The organism is Vibrio marisflavi CECT 7928 (assembly GCF_921294215.1).
Classification (GTDB): Bacteria; Pseudomonadota; Gammaproteobacteria; order Enterobacterales; family Vibrionaceae; genus Vibrio; species Vibrio marisflavi.
Genome location: NZ_CAKLDM010000001.1, coordinates 192,375 through 210,528, shown reverse-complemented (window position 1 = coordinate 210,528; position 18,154 = coordinate 192,375). Strand labels below are relative to the sequence as shown.

Below are 18,154 nucleotides of genomic sequence, written 5' to 3'. Positions count from 1 at the left end.
AGCTTTAATTAAAACAACTATTATTAGTCAAGCTAGGGAACAGCCATGAAAAACTTCAATTTCTTCAAACTATTCGATACAAACGAACTTTTTATCTTCTACTAACTTTATCTACTGCTTTAATCAGTACTGAAGTGTCCATACGCCCTAACCCTTCGTTTTGAAGCTGGGCGTATTGTTGATCCACTTGTTTGACTAAATGTAGATCAAGTCCCAACCTTTCAGCCTCATCGAGACAAAAACCAAGATCTTTACGCATCCAATCAATCGCAAAACCAAAATCAAACTTATTTTCAGCCATGGTTGAAGCTCTGTTTTCCATCTGCCATGAGCCTGCAGCGCCATGTTTCAACGTTTCAACAACTTTTGAAATGTCCAAGTTAGATTTCTCAGCGAGAAGTAACGCTTCACTCAGGCCTTGCAGCACGCCAGTTATACAGATCTGATTGACCATTTTACAGCGTTGACCTTGGCCATTTTCACCAAGCAGAGATATTTGTTTAGCGTAAGCATCTATCACAGGATAAACCTGATCAAATACAGGCTGTTCACCACCACACATCACAGTAAGTACACCATTTTCTGCGCCCGCTTGACCACCAGATACAGGAGCGTCAATAAAGGCATTGCCTTGCTCTGTACAAGCTTTTGAAAGTTCAATAGCGAGTTCAGCAGAAGTCGTTGTATGGTCAACCAAAACAGCTCCTGATTTGAGGCCAGCTAGCACTCCATCTTCACCATAAACAACACTGCGTACATCATCATCGTTCCCGACACACACAAATACAACATCACAACCTTCACTGGCTTGTTTCGGTGTCGCCTGATATCGCCCTTGATATTCATCGGCCCAACGTTGAGCTTTCTCCAAAGTGCGATTGTAAACCGTGGTTTGGTAACCAGCTTTTTGCAAGAAGCCAGCCATGGGATAACCCATCACTCCTAAACCTACAAATGCGACTTTTATCTTTGTCATCGTTCTGCTCCTAACGTTAAGGCAACTAACCCACTATGGTGATACTTTTTTCGAGCGCCAAGCATAACAATTTCAACTCCAATTAGACATTGAAAAACGTAGATAAACACCATTTTGATAGGGCGAACATTTCTTTTTTTTTTGGATATTGGCATGATGTTCCTTCGACTCAATAGTCATATAGAAGTCATTAGCTAGCTGAATGAACGAGTGAAAGTTTGATTGAACAAGCCGAACAAGGAGTATTTTATGTCAGTAAATATCGACTTTGGTAAGACAGCGGAAGACTACGCTGTACATCGTGAAGGTTTTCCTGCCGAGCTGCTTACCCGATTACTACAGTTTGGAATAGGACTCCCAGCGCAGCATATCGTGGATCTTGGTACTGGCACAGGAACGTTGGCGAGACAGTTTGCTCAAAATGGAGCCATAGTAACAGGGGTAGATATTGCTCCCGAGCTCATCAAAAAAGCACAGCTACTCGATCAACAAGCTGGAGTTAGTGTCGATTACCATATTAGCGACTCCTCTTCCTTGCCGCTAAGCAGTTGCTCTCAAGATGTGATTACTGCTGGCCAATGTTGGCATTGGTTCGATGCCGCTTCAACAGCACAGGAGTGCATGAGAGTGCTGCGCCCGAGCGGCGCAATAGTCATCTGTCATTTTGATTGGTTACCTCTACGTGATAACGTTGTAGAGCTTACCGAGGCACTGATTTTAAAGCACAGTCCCACTTGGCAAATGTCTGGAGGAAATGGGCTCTATCCTCGTTGGTTAACGGACCTAGCCTTAGCTGGATTTGAAGAAATTGAGACATTTAGTTTCGACAAAACGGTCAACTACAGTCAAGAGAGCTGGCGTGGTCGAATACGTGCTAGTGCGGGAATATCAGCGAGTTTAAATAAGAAGAAAGTCGAGCAATTTGACCAAGAGCTCAAACAAGCGTTGCAACAAAATTTTCCCAAAGATCCATTACCAATCCCTCACCGCGTGTGGGCAGTAATTGCAAGAAAGCCCAACCGATAAGATCCCGCAAACAAATACACATTGTGAATATTATAATCAGTGCAAGGTGAAATATATTAGATATTTCACCTGTTATACAATTTATTTAATAGGTAAAACTATAAGCATTATATATTAATATAATTATTAATACTATCAGCCACATGATAAATTAAATATAGGTATCAAGTACCCATTTTTTATTGGCGTGTCTACTTTATAATCATCGCAAAATAATAGTGGCGTACTCTAATATGAACACAACACAAAAAAAGCCAGGTAGACCTGCGGGATCAGAACATGATGTGAGAAATAAACTCATCTCTTGTTCTTTGAAACTCTTTTTATCCATGCCATACGAAAAAATTTCTACTCGACTAATTGCTAGCAAAGCCGAAGTCAGTAGTTCTCTTATTCGTTACTATTTTGGTAATAAAGATGGTTTATATGAATCAGTGATTGAATCAATGTTTGAACCGTTCCATATGCCATTTGCAAACTTTATTGCAAATGCAGATTCAGCATCATTGTTTCAGCTGTTAGCCGCGTTATTCGAGGAGCTTAAAAACAATCCTCAATTACCTCAATTCATCTATCAGATACTCGCTAGACCTCAACACGATAGAAATAGAGAGTACTTAACGCAAACTATAGAGTGGTTCACCAATAGAATTGACGACAACTTCTTAAACAAGCTTGTAGAGAATAAAGTGATTCGTGAGGGTATGAAGCCCGAGCTTTGTCGTCTTTCATGGATAAGCCTGATTATATGTCCGTTCTTAATCCCATCAGGGCTGCTCGATACCATGACAAAAGGCCAGTCTAAAGAAGAGTTCTTCAACGACTTGCTAATGCATAATATAAGCATTATGCGTCATGGCTTTGTCGGATCGCATTAAAGCTAGCTCATAAAAAATGGCCCTAGGCTAAAACTCTCTATGAGCTGTAGCCTAGTGACCAAGTATACTTTCCTGTAGAGCAGTTGCCGATAGCTGGCTATCCGCTTGTTCTTTATTATTATAGTCAATAGAAGAAACTGTTTGGATTTTATTTTTGTATTTATTCTTCAAGTTGATTCTATTTCTTTCCTTTATATAAATCTCTATTTAATTGTCTACCTTTATAATAATTACCTAGTGATTGGCACGCTTCCTTTCGATTGGTATCACACTGGAACATATAGTTTGAGATAGCCATTCCCCAAAGACTGTTAGTAATATAAACACCTAATTTATTGCTGCTCATTATCTTTCCCCAATAATAGTTAAGCTGAAATGATTTAGTTAGAAAAATTATAACGTTACCCTATCATTGCTCACATCAAGTTAGCAGGTTCAATAAGGCTCGCTGTTAGTCTTTTATTATGGGCGCGATATTACATCACTAGCAAAAAGAAATATATATTCAGTTGCAAAAACAAAGATTATTTTTTAATTACTAAATTAGATAGGATTGAGCAAATATTATAAGTTAATAATTTAACTAACATTATCAATTGAAATAGGTTAATTTCAATAAAACGAGAGATTGTAGTTAAGCTGCTAAAAATACTCGCATTTGTTCATATTAAGAATAGATAATATTAAATTGACGTATTGTAATAATGCCGTTCATATTGCCTATTATATCATTAATACAGAATAACCATAGTTATATTGTGTATTAATGATATTTTTCTCCGCGCAATAAGTTGAAAGGTGAGTCTCAATGTTAAGGCAACTACAGGCAGCAATCCTATTTGGTGTTAAGAGCATTGAGGCCGTCTAAAACATTAGGTTCCAGAACCCTCAGTTCCAAAACTCTCAGTTTCACAACACAGTTACGTGAAAGCTTAGCTACACCGCTCATGAGGACAGTTTCCATTAACAGCGGCAATAAAATCGCTCGTATTGATTAGTTTTTTAAGGAGTTTCTATCACTAAGATAAATTCTCCATTTGTGATTTACATCTAACTATTTCCAAACTACTACTAAAGTATACCAACAATTATGCCAGAAATAGCATATTGTGCTGCTCTAGCACGAACTTTTGGGGGCACGACGACTCTAGATACAATAAACTCATGGGTGTATGATGTTCCGCTTTTCCAGTGACTGTGAAAAAACATCGCTGGAATCGGTGTACAAATTTTGACCAAGCGGCTTACATGGAAACCTAACGTTTTTTATTTGGATAGCGCAACTTTAGCTAAACAAGCACAAGGTTCGCTCTTAAAAGTATCAAATCAAAATTAAAATAAAATCATCTAATTCAGTAGGTTATAGTGTGAGAATAAAACGTAGTATCTCCCCCATTGCTTTACTATTTTCATCCGTCAGCGCCATTCTCGGTTCAGGCTGGTTATTCAGCGCTTACTTCACATCTCAATTGGCCGGCCCTGCAGCGTTATTAGCTTGGGTCATTGGTGGTATCACTTCTATCGTCATCGCATTTGTGTTTGCCGAACTATGTACCGCCTTCCCTGTAACTGGCTCAAGTACTCGTATTCCTCTTCTAAGTCACGGAACTTTAGTTAGCTTTGTCTTCTCTTGGGTCATATGGCTTTCGTATATGGCATTAACGCCAACAGAAGTACAAGCCGTCGTGCAGTATATTGCTTTTTACTTTCCAAACTTAACTCATACTGAAGGCGCATTGACCACGCAGGGTTATGTCGTTGCGACTCTTTTGATGCTTGCTGTCAGCGCAATCAATACCTACTCATTGCAATGGCTGCTGCGTGCCAATAGCATGCTCACCTATTTGAAACTAATTATCCCTATTGTCATTTCACTGGTTATTCTGGCTTATTTCCATCAACCGGCTCATATTGTCCATAAAGAAGCTGGTGGGTTTGCACCATTTGGAATGCATGGTGTATTTGCTGCCATTACTTCCGGCGGTATTGTTTTCGCCTTCACTGGTTTTAAGCAAGCAGCTGAACTAGCAGGTGAGGCAAGAAACCCTGCAAAAGCGCTACCGATAGCTATCATTGGTTCGATTGTGATTTGTTTGATTGTCTTCTTACTGCTGCAAACAGCGTTTTTGACGTCGATGAATGCGCACAACCTAGCAGAAGGCTGGCGTAACCTTAACCTAAGTGGCGCAATGAGCCCTCTAGCCGCAACTCTAGAGCAAGACCACCTTTCTAGCTTATTACCACTGCTATATATTGGCGCGCTAGCAGGCCCGCTGGCTTCTGGGTTAATGTACTGCAGCAGCTCTAGCCGCTCACTGTTTGGTATGAGCAAAAATGGCTACTTGCCTCTTGCATTGCAGAGAATAACAACTCACGGCAACCCAATTTACGCAATCATGGTCAACTTCGTGGTAGGTATGCTGATGTTCGCACCACTACCCGGCTGGGATAAAATGGTTGGCTTCTTGTCGTCGCTCATGTCTTTGACGTATGCGATTGCTCCAATTGCATTGCTGGCGCTACGTAAGCAAATGCCAGAAATAAAGCGACCATTTAAATTGCCTTTCACTCCTGTTTGGTCATGGCTAGCATTTTATATTGCCACATTGATGTCCTATTGGAGTGGTTGGGAAACCGTTTCAAAAATCAGCTTTGCGTTAGCAATTGGCTTAGTCCTATTCTTCGGTTATCACTGGTTCACAGAGCGAGGCCGCGCATTTAAGATTGATTGGAGAGAGTCCACTTGGATGTGGCCATATTTTATCGGGCTAACCATACTTTCTTATATTGGTGATTTTGGTACTGGCAAACACTTACTGCCTTTCGGCGTCGATTTCGTCATTATCGGTATATTCTGCGCAGTCATTATGATGCTAGCTATGCGATATCGATTACCGGATGAAAACACAAAACAATATGTCAGCACTTTTGCAGAACAAAGCGCATCGAATTAATCTCTGCTTTAAATAAGCTAAGCCTTCATATAGGAGAATACTGTTTCGGTATTCTCCTATTTTTTTAGCTGATAGCCGCTATAGGATCTTAACACTTTTACGTGTCATCAACGTTGGCTCAAGCTGGACAACGGTTGGCTCAACTATCTCTTTCTCTAGCCTTTGTAATAGTGTATTTACTGCGGCTTGACCAAGACGATACTTGGGTTGGTGAATGGTCGTTAATGCAGGGGTCATGTATTGGGCAATATGGATATCATCATACCCAATGATAGACAGATCTTCAGGGATGCGGATTCCCGCTTCGTTTGCGGCATTAATAACTCCCATTGCCATCATGTCGTTACAGACAAAAATAGCACTTGGCAACGCTCCTCTCTCTTGAAGCTTTGTAAATGATTCATAGCCACCTTTGCATTCAAAATCACTTTCAATAATCCAGTTTTGGTTTAGCGGTATGTCATTTTCGAGCAACGCTGTTTTAAATCCATTAAACCGGTATTCAGCTTGGTGTTTAGACAACGGCCCAGTGATACAACCAATATCTTTATGTCCACTTTCAATTAAGTGCTTGGCCGCCATATAACCGCCACGATATGAGTTATCTTGGATTTTGTCGCAAGCAAAAGACATTGGCCCCCAATCCATCACCACGATCGGTATGTCGGGACAGCGCTCGAGGCCAGCTATACTCTCCCCTTCTAACGTAGAGCACATTAAAAGCAGCCCATCGACGCGCTTTTGCAATAAGGTATCAATTGACGCTTTCATACGTTGATTGTCACCTTCAGTATTGCAAAGAATGAGATTGTAGTTTTGCTGATAACAACTACGTTCCACCCCTTTCACGACTTCGCCAAAAAACGGATTGGTTGAAGTAGTCACCAACATGCCAATTGTTCGAGTACGCTTTACTTTTAGGCTGCGCGCCAATGCAGAAGGTGCATAGTAATTAAGTTCTTTAGCCGCACTGTTGACTCGCTCAGAAATTTCCTCACTGACAAAGCGAGTCTTGTTAATCACATGGCTAACTGTTGATGTAGAAACACCTGCAAGCTTGGCAATGTCCTTCATCGTTGCCATATCGGATCCTTTTTATTGGTTTTTCAGAAATTCATCCACTTCGATACGAGTGGGAATCGATGTTTGTGCGCCAAAGCGAGTCACTGAAATTGCAGCAGCAGCATGAGCAAATTTAATCGCTGATTCTAGTGACATATTCTCCAATAAACCAGTTACTAACGCGCCATTAAACGTGTCACCAGCTGCCGTAGTATCTTTCGCTTCGACTCTAAAGCCTGAAATCAGCTCGCCAGTGCCATCTTGGCTCAGCCAAACACCTTTTGCTCCTAGCGTGATTAACACCAAAGAGATGCCTTTCTCATGAAGTACATTGGCAGCTTGTTGCGCAGAGGTATCATCTGTTACAGCAACGCCCGTCAACACTTCAACTTCGGTCTCATTTGGCGAGATAACATCAACATTCGACAATAGACCATCCGAAAGTGCACGTGCAGGAGCCGGGTTTAGAATAACTTTAGTTTGATTTTCGCTAGCGACTTGCGCCGCTTTTTCAATACCGTCTAATGGGGTTTCTAGCTGCATTAACAAATATTCTGCCTGACGTATGCTGTCAAAGTCAGTCTCGATAGAAGAAGCATCTAGTTTTCCATTTGCTTCGGCAGAAATACAAATACTGTTTTCGCCACTGTGCGAAACTTGAATCATCGCAATACCAGTCGGACAATTTTCTTGCATCTTAACACCAGAGGTATTGATACCTTCAGCCTTAAAGCGTCTTTGAATGTCTAGCCCAAATGCGTCGTCACCGATGCTTGCAATAAAGCCAACATCCGCTTGTAAGCGCGCGGCAGCGACGGCTTGGTTGGCACCTTTGCCACCGGGGATAACTTGATAGTTCGCACCATGTAACGTTTCTCCCGGCCGTGGAAATGAAGGGACTTGAAGAACGTGGTCAGCATTTACGCTACCCAACACAACTAACTTATTCATGAGGCTTCCTTGAATCGGAACGATAAAAATCTGTGGGATTTACAATGTAAACAGGGTTTAAAGGCTCTCCCTAGTGGAGAACTAGAAAGAGCCAAAGCTGATAGTGTCTTATTTAGTAATGATTTTCAAAGGTACAGGAATGTTCTTTGCAACTTTCTCACCTTTCAGTACTTTGCTTGCTGTTTCAACACCTAGCGCGCCAATTAGAGAAGGCTGCTGAGCGACTGTCGCTGCAAGTTTGCCTCGTTCGACTGCCGCAATACCATCTTTTGTTCCGTCAAAACCAACAATTAGAACTTTTTTGCCTGCTGCTTGAACAGCTCTAAGAGCACCCAATGCCATTTCATCATTTTGCGCAAATACTGCTTGAACATTTGGGTGTGCTGCTAGTAGGTTTTCCATCACGTTCAAACCTTTAGTACGGTCGAAATCAGCAGGTTGGCTGGCAAGAAGATCCATGTGACTTGCTTTGACAGCCTTCATAAACCCTTCGCCACGCTCACGTGCTGCAGAAGTACCTGCGATACCTTCTAGCTGGATAACTTTTGCATCATCTCCCAGCTTTTTAACAATGAAATCACCAGCCATTTCACCGCCAGCAACGTTATCTGAAGCAATGTGGCTCACCACATCTCCACGGCTTGCACCACGATCGAGTGTAATCACTGGGATGTTAGCGCGGTTTGCCATGCGTATTGCATTGGCAACAGCATCTGAATCGGTCGGGTTAATCAAAATCGCCTTAACACCGCGTACCGTAAGATCTTCAACGTTAGAAAGCTCTTTGCTTGGATCGTTTTGAGAATCCAAAACAATCAATTTATAGCCAAGATCCTTAGCTTTTGCTTCCGCACCATCTTTCATCGAAACAAAAAACGGGTTATTTAGTGTCGAAAGCACTATCGCGATGGTGTCCTGCGCATGTGCTGCCACCGAGTAAAACGAAGTAAGTAGTAGCGAAAAAACAAAAGTAATCAATTTTTTCATCATGTTGTCCTTTATGTAGGGTGTCGTTTGAAAGCAAGCTTCCAGACCGTTTTATAAGCTGTTATTTATTTTTATTGTCTACCAGCACAGCCAGTAGAATAACCACTGCTTTTGCTATCATCTGGTAGTAAGAGGAGACGTCCAGCAAGTTAAGAGCGTTGTTCAAAAAGCCGATGATTAGAGCACCGATAAGGGTTCCCATGATTCGACCTTTACCTCCCATAAGGCTGGTACCGCCTAACACAACTGCCGCAATCGCATCTAACTCATAGCCTGTTCCGGCTGTTGGTTGTGCTGACGACAATCGAGAAGTTACAATAATTCCGGCTAGAGCAGCCAAAAGTCCACAGATGGCGTAAACACCAATTTTTACGCGATCAACGTTGATTCCAGAAAGGCGAGTTGCCGACTCGTTCCCACCTAAGGCGTACACATATCGGCCGAATCGAGTGTGGTTGAGCAGATACCATGCCGCTGCAAATACAATCACCATTAACCACACAGGTACTGGAATGCCTAATGCGTAGCCTGTACCAAACCAAGCAAAGGAATCTGCCGTAGCAGTAAAGCCTGTTGAAATTGGTCGACCTTCGGTAAATACCATTGTCACGCCACGAAGAAGCGTCATCGTCACCAATGTCGCGATAAATGCCTGAACTTTACCTTTCGCAATGATAACCCCACTGATCGCCCCTAAAGCCGCACCAGCAAGTAACGCAGTCGGTACCGCGATTAGCACCGGAACTTCTATGGCAATTAAGCTCGCAGCAAATGCACCGCATAGAGCAAGCACCGAGCCAACGCTTAAATCTATCCCGGCAGTCAGAATGACCAACGTCATCCCTACAGCGATGATGGCGTTAACCGAAGTTTGGCGCAAAATATTGAGAATATTGTCGACTGTAAAGAAGTTGGGATTCAAAAATGAGACAACCACTATCAGGAGCAATAAAGCAATCAGAGACTTCTGCTCAATTAACCATTCTTTACTAAAGAGCTTTCTCTCTCCTAGTTCTGCTGATTTGCTCATCGTTTTACTACTCATGCGGCTTCCTCATTAATTTTCTTTCCGACGGCACAGGCCAACAGTTTCTCTTGGTTTGCTTCACTTGCATCAAATTCTCCGCTGATGCGTCCTTCGTGCATCACTAATATACGGTCGCTCATGCCAAGCACTTCTGGCATCTCAGAAGAGACCAAAATGATGCTCATTCCTTCGGCCTTAAACTTATTTATTAATTGGTAAATCTCTTTCTTCGCGCCAACATCGACACCTCGTGTCGGCTCATCGAGAATCAAGACTTTTGGCCTCGTCATTAATCCTTTAGCAATGGCGACTTTCTGCTGATTACCACCAGATAGATTACCGATAATTTGGTTTCGGCTTGGAGTTTTGATATTGAATAGAGAAACAAAGTCTTCAACCGCCAACACTTCTTTACTGTGCTGAATTTGCATGCCAGCCGACAAATGATCGAGTGCGCACAACGACATGTTTTCTTTAACCGATAGACCAAGGATCAAGCCATCGCCTTTTCGATCTTCTGAGATATACGCAATTCCACTTGCCAGCCCCTGTTGAGGGCTAGTTGGTTTAATGGTTTTCCCGTTCAATTGAATTGAGCCACTTTCACTGGCAAGTGCGCCGTATATGACTTTCATCAACTCGGTGCGCCCTGCGCCCATCAAGCCAGAAACCCCCAGAATTTCACCTTTATTTAGGTGGAAACTTACATCGTGAACACCCGATCCAGTTAAGTTGGACACTTGCAGGCAAACGCTACCATGTGTTGCTTCAATACGAGGGTATTGCTCTTCTAACTTACGACCTACCATCATCTCAATTAGATGGTCTTCATCGGTTTCACTTACTTGGCACTGATTGATAAATTTTCCATCACGCAGAATGGTAATGTCATCGCAGATTTCGAAGATTTCTTTCAATCGGTGGGAGATATAAACAATGCCACAACCTTGGTCGCGCAGCTCGTTAATCACTTTAAATAAAGATTCAGTTTCTGTATCAGTGAGCGCGTCAGTAGGCTCATCCATGATGATCACTTTGGATTCAAAAGAAAGGGCTTTGGCTATCTCTACCATCTGCTGCTCGCCGAGGCTTAGCTCACCCAACAGTTTTTTCGAACTATGTTTTACATTTAAGCGGGCTAACAATTTATCAGCTTGGCGATACATTTCGCCCCATAACACTCGGCCAAATGCACCCGTAATTTCACGGCCTAGAAAAATATTCTCGGCAATGGTTAACTCGGGTATCAAGTTAAGTTCTTGGTGGATAATGCTGATACCCGCATGCTGTGATTCGCGCGGGCCTTTAAATGAAACAGGTAAACCTTTGTAATGGATGCTGCCTGCATCCATGGCATAAATACCGGTCAACACCTTCATCAAGGTAGATTTCCCAGCACCATTTTCGCCCAACAACGCCATCACTCGACCTGAATAGACATTAAGGCTCGCCTTGTCTAACGCTTTCACACCAGGAAAAGCTTTTTCAATTGAATCGAGCTGTAAAATAGCTTCCGTCATGTATTTTCCTCGGAAAGTTATCCTTTAAAATGCTACGCCAGCCTGAAAAATGACGTTTGCATACGGTGTGCATTCTCCAGTTCTCACAACTGCACGACTCTTGCACGTGCGAGCCTTAAATTCTTCGTGGCTAATGTAGTGAACATCAATCGATGAATCACTTTTCTGCTCTTCTTCTTTTAGTACTGCCAACAAAGCTTCATGTGTACCAGGGCTTATCTCAGCAAACTCGCTTGCTAATACTACTGCTTCAATTTGCGACTCGCTCAAAATCGCTTTCACAGTTTCAATAAACCCTGGCACACCACGAGTGAGAGCCAGATCAATGCGTTGGCACTCTTCAGAAATAGGGAGCCCAGCATCACAAATGGTGATTTCATCTGTGTGTCCAAGCGTAGCTACCAAATACGACAGCTCTGAATTAATAAGGGACGACTTTTTCATTTCTAACCTACCAACACTTCGCTAAACCTAGCGCTCTTTGAGCCACATCTAGACAAATGCAACCTAGTGCATTTTTGCAACAAGAAAACTCATCGAAACGTTTCGATGGCATCCTAACGTCAATTAATTGGTTTGTATTTAACCAGAAGGCAATGTGTGACAAAGATCTTCAAAATGTATCTTGGCATGACAATAAAGGTGATGAATGTCACCTGAAAGTTGAATCATGAGACTATCTTACTTTCGAAAAAACCTTCTACACTTCATTTATAAGGTTTTTATTCTATTCGGCCCAATCATGCGACAGTTAACAATATTACTTTTAGTCTCCATTTTTTCGTCTAACGGATTTGTATCAGCAAAAGAGTTGACGCTAGCTGTCGTGCCGAAGTTTGAAAGCGTTTTCTTTACCCAAAGCAAGATCGGATGTGAAGCGGCGGCAAAAGAACTGCCCAACGTTAAGTGCATTTATGTCAGTCCGGGTGAAGCGGACATACGTACTCAAGACAAGATAGTAAAAAAACTGATTGCAGATGGAGTGGATGGAATAGCGATCGCCGTAGGACAATCAAAGTTTCTAGCAGGCAACAGCCTAAAGCAAGCAAAACAAGCAGGTATCCCTATCGTTACCTATGATTCAGACTTTGATGCTGCCACATTGAAAAAATATCCAGATCTGCGTTCAGCCTATATTGGAACAAACAACTTTGAACTAGGAAAAGCACTAGGTGAACAACTACAAATCAATCGCCCAAATGGTGGAGCCTTAGTGATTCAAAGCGGCCGCCCTGATTCACCGAATTTGAACCTTCGAATTATGGGCATACGCAGTGCGCTTTCTGGTAATCGTTATGATTCTCCCCCCGGCACTTTACTTACCGGAGAGAACGGTTGGATTGAGGTAAGAAAACCATTTTTCAATTTTGACCAGCTTCCTAGAGCGGTTAAACAGTTAGATACCGTCCTCAAAGGAAAACGAGTACAAGCCGACGCCTTTGTGTCTGTCGGTGGTTGGCTACAAAACGACGAGAAGATATATCGAGATTTGATTACACCTTATAAGAAAAGTCTTACTGACAATAAAATATCGATAGTCATTTCCGACGCATCCGCTACTCAGCTAGTGTTACTAGGGGACAAACTCACTACCGCAAATGTAGGTCAAAGTCCTTATGAAATGGGGCGCCAAGCCATATTAACACTTTACAAAATCATTAATAATCAGCCGTATCAAGAGTTTATATACACTCCTTTAAATATATGTACTCAACAGAATTACAAAACCTGCACAAAAAAGGATTAGAGCTTTCTGGAATAGATTTTCACCTATACACTTATAGTGTGATACCTGTTTAATATATTATTGTCCATTTGAAATATATTGAACAAATATAAAATTAGGTATATCTTATCCTATAGATTTAGAAAATAAACTTGATGCGTATTACTCATATAATCGCATCATTTAACCTAATATCCCCCGCCAACAAAATATTGTCAAAATTTATCCCAAAAATATAAAACCGGACAATTTAAAAAAGATCATTGTTTACGCAGCTAACTATATATTAGTTATATAAGTAGCGATAAAGTATACCTCACGACAAATGAGTAAGCTGAATTTTATATGAAATCAATCTACTTAATCTATATGTAGTACGTGATTTATGTGCCATTTGCTTGTGTGATTTATTTAATAAATATAAATCATAAACTTAAAAATAATAATCACTATAAAAGTCAGCACAAAGGCCAACTAAAAGGCAAAGCAAAGTTATGAGCGAAAATAATTGGGAAGTGGCAATTGTGATGTACATGCTCCATCTTAATATGAGTAGAGAGCAAGCTTGCAAAGCCCTTGGAATAAGCTTTAGAGATGCACCTTCAGATACAGTTATAACACGGAATAGAACATTCAATAGTTGTACTCCGATGTATGAATACATTTAATTTGTGCATGTATTAGAGAGTAAAAACTTTAATACCATTTAGTTAACGCATTGCATATAAATAAATTGTTCACATTAAGCATTTCGTAAAATTGTTAGTTAGCTTATGAATTATATTCCTGGGCTTGACTCCCTCCTTTTTGTACAAGGCAGTTCTGAATAAAAGGAGAAGCCTAGGAATTCTTTTCTTAGCGTAGAGGTATTATATTTTGGAAAATAAAAACGTATTCGTATTAGGAGCTTCAAGAACTGCATTGGGCTCTTTCGGTGGTACTCTTTCTGGGATCCCAGCAACTGAGTTAGGCGCAACAGTTATCAAATCTATGCTAGAGCAGCAGAGTATTGACCCTAGCCATGTTGATGAAGTCATCGTGGGTCAAGTATTAACTGCTGGCTGCGGCCAAAACCCGGCACGTCAAACTGCTATTGCTGCTGGCATCCCTGAGCACTCTTCAGCTCTAACTATCAATAAGGTTTGCGGTTCTGGCCTAAAAGCTTTGCAGCTTGCTTATCAAGCCATTAAAAACGGCGATGCTGACCTAGTCATTGCTGGCGGTCAAGAAAACATGAGCCAAGCCCCTCATATTCTTCCAAACTCTCGCAATGGCGTAAAAATGGGTAACTGGACCGCAGAAGACACCATGATCAAAGACGGTCTATGGGATGCATTCAACGATTATCACATGGGCACTACTGCAGAAAACATCGCCAAGAAATACGATATCTCTCGTGAAGAGCAAGATGAATTTGCTTACCAATCGCAAATGAAAGCAGCTAAAGCTCTAGAGGCAAATCGTCTAGCCGATGAAATTGTTCCAGTTGCTGTACCTCGTAAGCGTCAAGAACCACTGATGTTCGCTCAAGATGAATTCCCACGCCCACAAACCACAGTAGAAGGCCTAGCAAAACTGCGCCCAGCGTTCGATAAAGCAGGCAGCATAACAGCAGGCAACGCATCTGGCGTAAATGATGGTGCGGCAATGGTTATTCTTGCATCTGAGCAAAAAGTTAAGGAACTAGGCCTACAAGCTATGGCTCGTCTAGTGAACTTTGCCACTGTTGGCGTCGACCCAACCATCATGGGTACTGGCCCAATTCAAGCTTCACGTAAAGTGCTAGACAAATCTAACTGGAATATGGACGAGCTCGACCTTATCGAATCGAACGAAGCGTTCGCCGCTCAAGCTATTTCAGTCAACAAAGAAATGCAGTGGGACACCAACAAGGTCAATGTTAATGGTGGTTCCATCGCGTTTGGACATCCAATTGGCGCATCTGGCGCGCGCATTTTCGTCACGTTAGTGAACGAACTAAAACGCCAAGAACTAAGCAAGGGATTAGCAACACTGTGTATCGGTGGTGGTATGGGAATCGCCGCTACTGTCGAAATGCTGTAACACATTACTAAAAATTTTTTCAATGGGGCACCAGCGTCCCACCTGAGGTAAATATTATGTTGAAATCACTTGAAACCTTCGTAGAAATCGCTAAAAGCAAAACAGTTAAAAAAATCGCTGTCGCAGCTGCAGAAGATCGCACCACTTTAAAAGCTCTGAAGCTTATCACTGAGCAAAAGATTGCTGAGCCAATCCTAGTCGGTGACAAAGAGAAGATCTTCCAAATTTCTGAAGAAGTGGCTTTCGATGTTCACGGATTTGAAGTAATCGATGAAAAAAATAAGAGCAAGGCATGCCAAAAAGCAGTTGCTCTTGTAAAGGAAGGCAAAGCGGACGTTCTTACTCGTGGTGCGCTAGGTACACCTGAATACTTGCGCCCTATCCTACATCGCGAAACTGGCCTTAAGAAAGCGAAATTAGTATCTCAAGCTGGCTTTGTTCATATCCCGACTTACCACAAAGTATTTGCGTTCACAGATTCAGGTATCAACATCGCTCCTGACGTAAACGAAAAAGCGCAAATGATTCAGCAGTGCGTCAATGTGTTCCACAATGTTGGCGTTGAAAAGCCAAAAGTTGCGGTCATCGCTGCAACTGAGGGGGTGAAAACAGCAATGCCTTCAACTATTGATGCTGCAATTTTAACGCAAATGAACCGTCGTGGCGGCATCAAAGGTTGTACTGTTGATGGACCACTCTCAATCGACCTAGCATTCAGCAAAGAATCTGTTGAGCATAAAGGTTTAGATACTGAAGTCGGTGGCGACGTTGACCTAATCTTGCTTCCAGATATTAATGCGGCAAACACGTTCTACAAAACCAGCACTTTCTTGGGCGGAGCGAAAGCGGCTAGCTTTATCATCGGTACAATTGCACCGGTTGATTTCCCATCTCGTTCAGACTCTGTTGAAACTAAATACTACGCAATGGCTTGTGCGATTGCTCAGTGTGCAGAGTAAGCAGGTAGCCTTATGAAGATTCTCGCAATTAATCCAGGCGGCATGTCGACTAAGATCGCTGTCTATGACGACGACTTCCTTGTACTTGGTAAGTCTATCGCTCACACAATGGCTGAACTAGAGCCGTACGAAACTATCGCTGAGCAGAAAGAGTATCGTAAAGGTTTGATCCTGAAGACTCTTAAAGAGAGTGGCATTGAACTAAGCGAAATCGACGAGTTTGTGGGTCGAGGCGGTATGGTTCGCAACTTACAAAGTGGCGTGTACCGTATCAATGAAGAGTACCTGCATGATGCAACTATTGGCTTAAACGGCCAACATGCTTCTAACCTCGGCGGCATTTTAGCCCACGAACTGGCAAAAGAAGTCAATCTCAAAAAAGAAGCGTACACCGTTGACCCTGTGATGGTAGATGAATACGACGATATTGCTCGCCTATCTGGTATGGCTGATATTTCACGTGTTCGTAGCTTCCATGCATTGAACCAAAAAGCCGTAGCGCGTCGCTATGCCAAAGAACATAAAAAGTCTTACGACAAGGTTAACCTTATCGTTGCTCACTTAGGCAGTGGCGTGAGTGTGGGTGCTCACAAAGCAGGTCGCATCGTTGACGTTAACTCGGCTTTAGGCGGTGACGGTCCAATGAGCCCTGAGCGCGCAGGTGGTATTCCTCCTCTAGCTCTTATCGATATGTGCTTCTCTGGTAAATACACCTATAAAGAAGTCTACAAAAAGCTTATCGGTGAAGGTGGCGTATATAGCTACCTAGGCACAAAAGACATGATGGAAGTAGAAAACCGTCATAAAGAAGGTGACGAGAAAGCGACTCAGATTCTTGAAGCAATGGCTTACCAAGTCGCCAAAGAAATCGGAGCTTGCGCAGCGGCGCTCGCAGGTAACGTGGACGCAATTATCCTTACTGGCAGCATCGCATATTGTGGGCCAATGATTGACTGGATTGGTCAGCGTACCCACTTTATTGATGCGGAATTGGTGGTTTATCCGGGTGAAGATGAAATGCAAGCCTTGGCTCAGGGTGTTAAAGACGCACTGCACGGCGAACGTGAAATCTTAGACTACTAATCACCTAAAACGCTGAGCCATTTGGGTTCAGCGTTTATTTGTCATTGGAGATCATCATGACAGAGAAAACATCTCTACCGTTTGGGATGCCAGTTCAGCAAGGTAATCCAGCATATACGGTTGCACCTAATCGTTTCGTCGACCGTGAATATTTCATCATTACGTACGAAACAGATCCTGAAGCACTAGAGCGCATTCTACCACCGGGACTTGAAGCACCAGCACCTTTAGTCAAATACGAATTCATGCGTATGCCTGACTCTAGTGGCTTTGGTTCTTTCCAAGAGTCAGGGCAAGTTATCCCTGTCACCTTCGAAGGCCAGCCGGGTTCATATGTGCACTCTATGTTCCTTGATTGCCACCCACCGATTGCTGGCGGTCGTGAGATCTGGGGATTTCCTAAAAAGCTCGGCGCACCGAATTTAGAAATTGATGGTGACACGCTGCTAGGCACATTAGATTACGGCAAAACCCGTATCGCGACTGGCACGATGGGCTACAAATTTGAAGAGCTAGATAAGCTGGCGGTACAAGAAGCGCTTGGTGGACAGAACTTCCTCGTGAAGTCTATCCCTGATGTTGATGGTACACCGGCGATTTGCCAGCTTGTTCGCTACCACATGACAGACATAAACGTGAAGTGGGCGTACACAGGGCCAGCGGCACTTGAGCTGCATGCTCACGCTATGGCTCCAGTCAATGAGCTGCCTGTTAAACGTGTCGTTTCAGCTAGCCACTTCATCGCCGATCTGACGCTACCTTACGGTGAAGTTGCAATCGATTATTTAAAAAATGAACGATAACAATAAATGAGTTTGTGGTTCTAATGCTGCGAGTGTTTTCGTACTTCTCCCCCCTATGAAGATGTAAAACACTTCATTGCATTACCCCGAGCCACACTTTTTTGCCCCTAGACATAAGCCTAGGGGTATTTTTTTACT

At 42.6% G+C, this 18,154-nt stretch carries 16 protein-coding genes; 8 read left to right on the top strand and 8 right to left on the bottom strand.

What is annotated here, in order from left to right; genetic code table 11:
* Positions 1-91 precede the first annotated feature (91 nt).
* Positions 92-976, bottom strand: coding sequence for an NAD(P)-dependent oxidoreductase (locus tag L7A31_RS00970; protein ID WP_237359608.1), 885 nt, complete (start codon positions 974-976; stop codon positions 92-94).
* Complete coding sequence (locus L7A31_RS00965) at positions 973-1,131, bottom strand: hypothetical protein (protein WP_237359607.1); 159 nt, start codon at positions 1,129-1,131, stop codon at positions 973-975. The genes L7A31_RS00970 and L7A31_RS00965 overlap by 4 nt, the downstream gene beginning before the upstream one ends.
* A gap of 94 nt (positions 1,132-1,225) precedes the next feature.
* On the opposite strand from L7A31_RS00965, the gene L7A31_RS00960 reads away from it, so the two are divergent.
* The 3 genes from L7A31_RS00960 (at position 1,226) to L7A31_RS00950 (ending at position 5,834) form a co-directional block, all read left to right on the top strand.
* The gene (locus L7A31_RS00960; protein WP_237359606.1) at positions 1,226-2,002 is read left to right on the top strand and encodes a class I SAM-dependent methyltransferase; all 777 of its coding nucleotides are present in this window, start codon (positions 1,226-1,228) and stop codon (positions 2,000-2,002) included.
* Positions 2,003-2,235: 233 nt separating this feature from the next.
* Entirely contained in the window at positions 2,236-2,880 is a 645-nt protein-coding gene (locus L7A31_RS00955; protein ID WP_237359605.1) for a TetR/AcrR family transcriptional regulator, read from the top strand.
* A gap of 1,367 nt (positions 2,881-4,247) precedes the next feature.
* Positions 4,248-5,834, top strand: coding sequence for an APC family permease (locus tag L7A31_RS00950; protein WP_237359604.1), 1,587 nt, complete (start codon positions 4,248-4,250; stop codon positions 5,832-5,834).
* A 78-nt stretch (positions 5,835-5,912) separates the two neighbouring features.
* Here L7A31_RS00950 and L7A31_RS00945 read toward each other — a convergent pair whose 3' ends face one another.
* The 6 genes from L7A31_RS00945 to rbsD form a co-directional block, all read right to left on the bottom strand.
* Positions 5,913-6,917: a substrate-binding domain-containing protein gene (locus L7A31_RS00945; protein ID WP_237359603.1), complete on the bottom strand. Its 1,005-nt coding sequence runs from the start codon at positions 6,915-6,917 to the stop codon at positions 5,913-5,915.
* A gap of 12 nt (positions 6,918-6,929) precedes the next feature.
* Positions 6,930-7,847 carry a ribokinase gene (gene rbsK / locus L7A31_RS00940; protein ID WP_237359602.1) on the bottom strand — a complete coding sequence of 306 codons (918 nt, stop codon included), beginning with the start codon at positions 7,845-7,847 and terminating at the stop codon, positions 6,930-6,932.
* Between the two features lie 108 nt (positions 7,848-7,955).
* A complete protein-coding gene (rbsB, locus tag L7A31_RS00935) occupies positions 7,956-8,834 on the bottom strand; it encodes a ribose ABC transporter substrate-binding protein RbsB (protein WP_237359601.1) in 879 nt (292 codons plus the stop codon).
* A 61-nt stretch (positions 8,835-8,895) separates the two neighbouring features.
* Complete coding sequence (rbsC, locus tag L7A31_RS00930) at positions 8,896-9,879, bottom strand: ribose ABC transporter permease (protein ID WP_237359600.1); 984 nt, start codon at positions 9,877-9,879, stop codon at positions 8,896-8,898.
* The gene (gene rbsA / locus L7A31_RS00925) at positions 9,876-11,381 is read right to left on the bottom strand and encodes a ribose ABC transporter ATP-binding protein RbsA (protein WP_237359599.1); all 1,506 of its coding nucleotides are present in this window, start codon (positions 11,379-11,381) and stop codon (positions 9,876-9,878) included. The genes rbsC and rbsA overlap by 4 nt, the downstream gene beginning before the upstream one ends.
* A 24-nt stretch (positions 11,382-11,405) precedes the next feature.
* Positions 11,406-11,825: a D-ribose pyranase gene (gene rbsD, locus L7A31_RS00920; protein ID WP_237359598.1), complete on the bottom strand. Its 420-nt coding sequence runs from the start codon at positions 11,823-11,825 to the stop codon at positions 11,406-11,408.
* Between the two features lie 298 nt (positions 11,826-12,123).
* Here rbsD and L7A31_RS00915 point away from each other — a divergent pair, with 298 nt between their 5' ends.
* From L7A31_RS00915 to L7A31_RS00895, 5 genes are all read left to right on the top strand, one after another.
* The gene (locus L7A31_RS00915; protein ID WP_237359597.1) at positions 12,124-13,128 is read left to right on the top strand and encodes a substrate-binding domain-containing protein; all 1,005 of its coding nucleotides are present in this window, start codon (positions 12,124-12,126) and stop codon (positions 13,126-13,128) included.
* A gap of 855 nt (positions 13,129-13,983) precedes the next feature.
* Positions 13,984-15,171, top strand: a complete 1,188-nt coding sequence (locus tag L7A31_RS00910) for an acetyl-CoA C-acetyltransferase (RefSeq protein ID WP_237359596.1) — start codon at positions 13,984-13,986, stop codon at positions 15,169-15,171.
* A gap of 56 nt (positions 15,172-15,227) precedes the next feature.
* Positions 15,228-16,130, top strand: coding sequence for a phosphate acyltransferase (locus L7A31_RS00905; RefSeq protein ID WP_237359595.1), 903 nt, complete (start codon positions 15,228-15,230; stop codon positions 16,128-16,130).
* A 12-nt stretch (positions 16,131-16,142) separates the two neighbouring features.
* A complete protein-coding gene (gene buk / locus L7A31_RS00900) occupies positions 16,143-17,213 on the top strand; it encodes a butyrate kinase (protein ID WP_237359594.1) in 1,071 nt (356 codons plus the stop codon).
* 56 nt (positions 17,214-17,269) lie between these two features.
* Entirely contained in the window at positions 17,270-18,016 is a 747-nt protein-coding gene (locus L7A31_RS00895; protein WP_237359593.1) for an acetoacetate decarboxylase, read from the top strand.
* Positions 18,017-18,154: the final 138 nt, after the last annotated feature.

What these genes read in the sequence shown, in the direction of transcription:
- L7A31_RS00970 (WP_237359608.1), bottom strand. Translation starts at nt 976, where the DNA reads ATGACAAAGATAAAAGTCGCATTTGTAGGTTTAGGAGTGATGGGTTAT.
- L7A31_RS00965 (WP_237359607.1), bottom strand. Translation starts at nt 1,131, where the DNA reads ATGCCAATATCCAAAAAAAAAAGAAATGTTCGCCCTATCAAAATGGTG.
- L7A31_RS00960 (WP_237359606.1), top strand. Translation starts at nt 1,226, where the DNA reads ATGTCAGTAAATATCGACTTTGGTAAGACAGCGGAAGACTACGCTGTA.
- L7A31_RS00955 (WP_237359605.1), top strand. Translation starts at nt 2,236, where the DNA reads ATGAACACAACACAAAAAAAGCCAGGTAGACCTGCGGGATCAGAACAT.
- L7A31_RS00945 (WP_237359603.1), bottom strand. Translation starts at nt 6,917, where the DNA reads ATGGCAACGATGAAGGACATTGCCAAGCTTGCAGGTGTTTCTACATCA.
- rbsK (WP_237359602.1), bottom strand. Translation starts at nt 7,847, where the DNA reads ATGAATAAGTTAGTTGTGTTGGGTAGCGTAAATGCTGACCACGTTCTT.
- rbsB (WP_237359601.1), bottom strand. Translation starts at nt 8,834, where the DNA reads ATGAAAAAATTGATTACTTTTGTTTTTTCGCTACTACTTACTTCGTTT.
- rbsC (WP_237359600.1), bottom strand. Translation starts at nt 9,879, where the DNA reads ATGAGTAGTAAAACGATGAGCAAATCAGCAGAACTAGGAGAGAGAAAG.
- rbsA (WP_237359599.1), bottom strand. Translation starts at nt 11,381, where the DNA reads ATGACGGAAGCTATTTTACAGCTCGATTCAATTGAAAAAGCTTTTCCT.
- rbsD (WP_237359598.1), bottom strand. Translation starts at nt 11,825, where the DNA reads ATGAAAAAGTCGTCCCTTATTAATTCAGAGCTGTCGTATTTGGTAGCT.
- L7A31_RS00915 (WP_237359597.1), top strand. Translation starts at nt 12,124, where the DNA reads ATGCGACAGTTAACAATATTACTTTTAGTCTCCATTTTTTCGTCTAAC.
- L7A31_RS00905 (WP_237359595.1), top strand. Translation starts at nt 15,228, where the DNA reads ATGTTGAAATCACTTGAAACCTTCGTAGAAATCGCTAAAAGCAAAACA.
- buk (WP_237359594.1), top strand. Translation starts at nt 16,143, where the DNA reads ATGAAGATTCTCGCAATTAATCCAGGCGGCATGTCGACTAAGATCGCT.
- L7A31_RS00895 (WP_237359593.1), top strand. Translation starts at nt 17,270, where the DNA reads ATGACAGAGAAAACATCTCTACCGTTTGGGATGCCAGTTCAGCAAGGT.